This is a genomic window from Arthrobacter sp. HMWF013 (assembly GCF_003061105.1).
In the GTDB taxonomy this organism is placed as follows: Bacteria; Actinomycetota; Actinomycetes; order Actinomycetales; family Micrococcaceae; genus Arthrobacter.
Genome location: NZ_QAIQ01000268.1, coordinates 10814 through 14227, shown reverse-complemented (window position 1 = coordinate 14227; position 3414 = coordinate 10814). Strand labels below are relative to the sequence as shown.

Below are 3414 nucleotides of genomic sequence, written 5' to 3'. Positions count from 1 at the left end.
CGCCAGGACCCGGAACGTTGCCAGTCCCATCGGGGTGATGGGGCGGGTCAGGCCCTGCGCCAGGCTGAAGCAGAGGTAGACCCGGGTGCCAGGACGGGCAGCCGCCCGCTCCGGAACGGGGAAAAGGGTGGTGATGGGCCGCGATTGGACGAGCCACACCCGGCCGTCTCCGGCGATGGCCCACTCAATGTCCTGGGGAGCGCCGAAGTGGCGCTCCACCTGCAGGCCAAGGGCAGCCAGCGCGGCCGCCTGCTGATCGGTCAGACAGGCCGCCGCACCGCCATTGGACGCAGCCACCGTGCGGGTTCCGCCCCCGGGGATCGGCCGGACGGCGATGCGCTTGTCACCGAGCCGCCGTTCCAGGACACTCCCCGAGGCCGGGTCCACCACAAAATGGTCCGGGTTGACCGCTCCGGACACCACAGCCTCCCCCAGGCCCGGACTGGCATCGATCACAGCCTGTTGGCGCCGGCCGGTGAGCGGATTGGCCGTGAACAGGACACCGGCTGCAGCGGCGTCAACCATCCGCTGGACCACCACGGCGAGCGCCACGGCCGCCGGATCGATCCTCCGGCTTGCCCGGTAGCTGACGGCCCGGTCGGTCCAGAGCGAGGCCCAACAGCTGCGGACAGCGTCCACGACGGCGGTGGTCCCCACCACATTGAGGTAGGTGTCCTGCTGCCCGGCGAAACTCGCCGATGGAAGGTCTTCGGCGGTGGCGGACGAGCGGACGGCAACGGGGACATCGTTCCCCAACGCCGCATAGGCCCGTTCGATCGCTTCAACAGTCTCCGCGGGAACAGGAGCGCTGAGGATCACTTCACGAGCCCGGGCGGCCAGCGCTGCCAGGGCGGCGAGGTCGTCTTCAGCGGTGGTTTGCAGAGCCGTGTGGAGCCCGGCCAGCTGGCCCTGTACGTGCGGGTCCCCGGCCGTTGCGTGGCGGTAGGCCTCTGTGGTGAGGCAAAAGCCTTCCGGAACGGGGAATCCGGCGGCACACAACACCCCGAGGTTGGCAGCTTTGCCTCCCACCAGGGGCACCATTCCCGCCCCGATGTCCGCCAATCCCAGGATTGGCGGTGAACCTCCCGTGCCGGGCATTTCCATGCCTCCGCTGCGGAACTTACTTAGGCCGCGCCAAGGATGGGTCCAAAGTTCGCCCGGTCTGCCAGGCGGGGATCCTCGCGGTCCGGAACAACCAGCACCGGGCTCTTGGCGTGGTGCAGGACGCCTGCAGAGGTGGAACCCAGGAGCATCCCGGTGAAGCCACCACGGCCACGGGTGCCCACCACCACAAGCTCCACCTGCCGGCTTGCCTCCACCAGGGCATCCACCGGCGAGCCGTCTTTGAGCGCTGCTTCCATGGGCAGAGCGGGGTAGTGGCTCCGCAGCCAGGCCATCCCGGCGTCGAGCTGTACCTGGATGTCGGCCAGGAGCGCCTTCCTATCCATGGGGGCCGGGACCCAGGCGAGGGATCCGCTGTACTGCGGCACCGCACAAAGCACCCGCAGTTTTGCCCCGAGCCGCTCGGCCTGGGCTGCTGCCTCGAGGACGGCCACGCGCGCCTGCTCGGATCCGTCAACACCGACCACCACCACATTTTCCACGGGGTGGTGCCCGGCTTTGGCCTGTTCAGCCCTGATGCGTTTGTCGTCGGTGGTTTCGCCCAGCCGGTCCGCGCAGATCAGCGGCACGGTGACGGTGGGGCATTTGGCGTGGGCAGGCAGGGCGCTGCTGACTGAACCAAGCAGGCGTCCCACAAACCCGCCGCGCCCCCGGGTGCCCACCACCAGCAGTTCGGCGGCCTCGGACAGCTCCAGCAGCACGCCCGAGGCGTCACCGTTCTCCACGGAGGCGTCGACGTCGATGTTGTAGCCGGAAACCTTGTCCAGTGCCTGCTGGACCACTGCCTCGGCGCCCTCGCGGATCACCGAATCGTCCACGGTGGCGTAGCCGCCATCCAGCCCGGACGCGGCGAAGATCGGCACAGAATACGCCGTCACAATATGCAGCGGCCGGCGGCGGCGCTCGGCTTCCCGGGCCGCCCACACCAGTGCGCACTGGCCGTGATCGGACCCGTCCACGCCCACAACGATTCCGCCCGGGGCGGGCGACGTTCCGGCGTCGTCCCGTTCCGGATCCGGATGCATCTCCTGTGCGCCCATGGGGCCGCCTCCTCGCGATACTGCCTGATGTTGCGGCTATTCTGCCAGAAGCGGGGCCCTCCGCCTGCACCCGGGGCAGTGTCACCGCCCGGACCGGGAATTCCCTGCTTCCGCTTCTCACTATTCTCGGTCCGTGAACACTTAGCAAGCTATCCACAGCTCCCATGGGAAGGTTATCCACAGCCTGCCCCTGACCGGGGGGAAAGCGCATTCAATGCGGGCGGGAATGTTTCGGTTTGGGCTACCCATGGGCGCAAATGTTCTGTAGTCTTCGAGGCACTGCCGGTCCGGGACGCCCTGAGTAAGGAAGCATCCCGGGCCGGTTCTGCGGCCGGACTTTGGGGGTAAGGTGGCGCATGCGGGCGACGACGCCCGCGCCAGCCGAAATCTTCGAAGGAGGGAAACTGTAGTGTCAAGCATGCCTGTGAATGGCGGGACTGAACGGACCACCACGGTGATCATCGGCACGGGGCTTTCCGGCCTGGCCGTTGGAGCCGAACTGCGCCGGCGCGGCGTGGACGCGATCGTGGTGGACGGACTCGACATCCTGGGCGCCGGGCAACCGGCCAACACGGCCTCGCTGCAGCGCTGCGACGCCGCGGATTCAGACTCCCTGCGGGAACGCAACGAAATCCTCCGGCACCTGCGCAACTACGCGGCCAGCCACGACATGGACGTACGCAACACCACCCGGGCCGTCCAGCTGACCATGGTAGGCGGAACCGCCGATGGCGGGCGGGACGGCACCAAAGAACCCTTCGTTCCCCGCCAGTGGGAGGTGCACACGCCCAACGGCATCCTGCTGGCCGACAACATTGTGCTGACCCGCTGCGCCCACAGCCAGCTGCGGCGTATGCTCAGCGACTTCGGCATCACCGTCCGCAGCAACCTGGTGGCAGCCATGCGGACCATCGGCATTTACCTGGTGGGCGTGGGCGAACTGATCACGCCCTCACCCAAAGAGGTACTGCGCCAGGCCAAAACCGTGGGGCAGGCCATCTCCGCCAAGGTGCAGCCGGACGGCGGCCCCGCCGCCCTGACCGGCTTCGCTGTCTAGGACCGCTTAGCCATCTAAGATCGCTTAGCCCCGGTCGCTGCCACTGCCTGAACCGTCATGTGCCGCGCTGTCACTGCCTGAGCCGTCACTGCCTGCTGCGAGGCGGCGTTTTGCCAGGACGCCGATAGCCACCAGCAGTCCCAGCGCCACGGCGGCGAAGACCACCAGGCTCCAGGGAAACGGCTCTGACGCGTC

3 protein-coding genes are annotated in these 3414 nt (G+C 68.1%); 1 reads left to right on the top strand and 2 read right to left on the bottom strand.

All coding sequences use genetic code 11. The features are described 5' to 3' along the window. Both DBR22_RS10695 and DBR22_RS10690 read right to left on the bottom strand, forming a co-directional pair. A partial coding sequence (locus tag DBR22_RS10695) for a PEP/pyruvate-binding domain-containing protein (RefSeq protein WP_308810202.1) occupies positions 1-1104 on the bottom strand: 1104 nt, incomplete at its 3' end. Positions 1105-1124: 20 nt separating this feature from the next. Then, positions 1125-2162 (bottom strand): universal stress protein, encoded by a 1038-nt coding sequence (locus DBR22_RS10690; protein WP_108599004.1) that lies wholly within the window; start codon positions 2160-2162, stop codon positions 1125-1127. Between the two features lie 418 nt (positions 2163-2580). On the opposite strand from DBR22_RS10690, the gene DBR22_RS10685 reads away from it, so the two are divergent. After that, positions 2581-3219, top strand: coding sequence for an FAD-dependent oxidoreductase (locus DBR22_RS10685; protein ID WP_108599003.1), 639 nt, complete (start codon positions 2581-2583; stop codon positions 3217-3219). Positions 3220-3414: the final 195 nt, after the last annotated feature.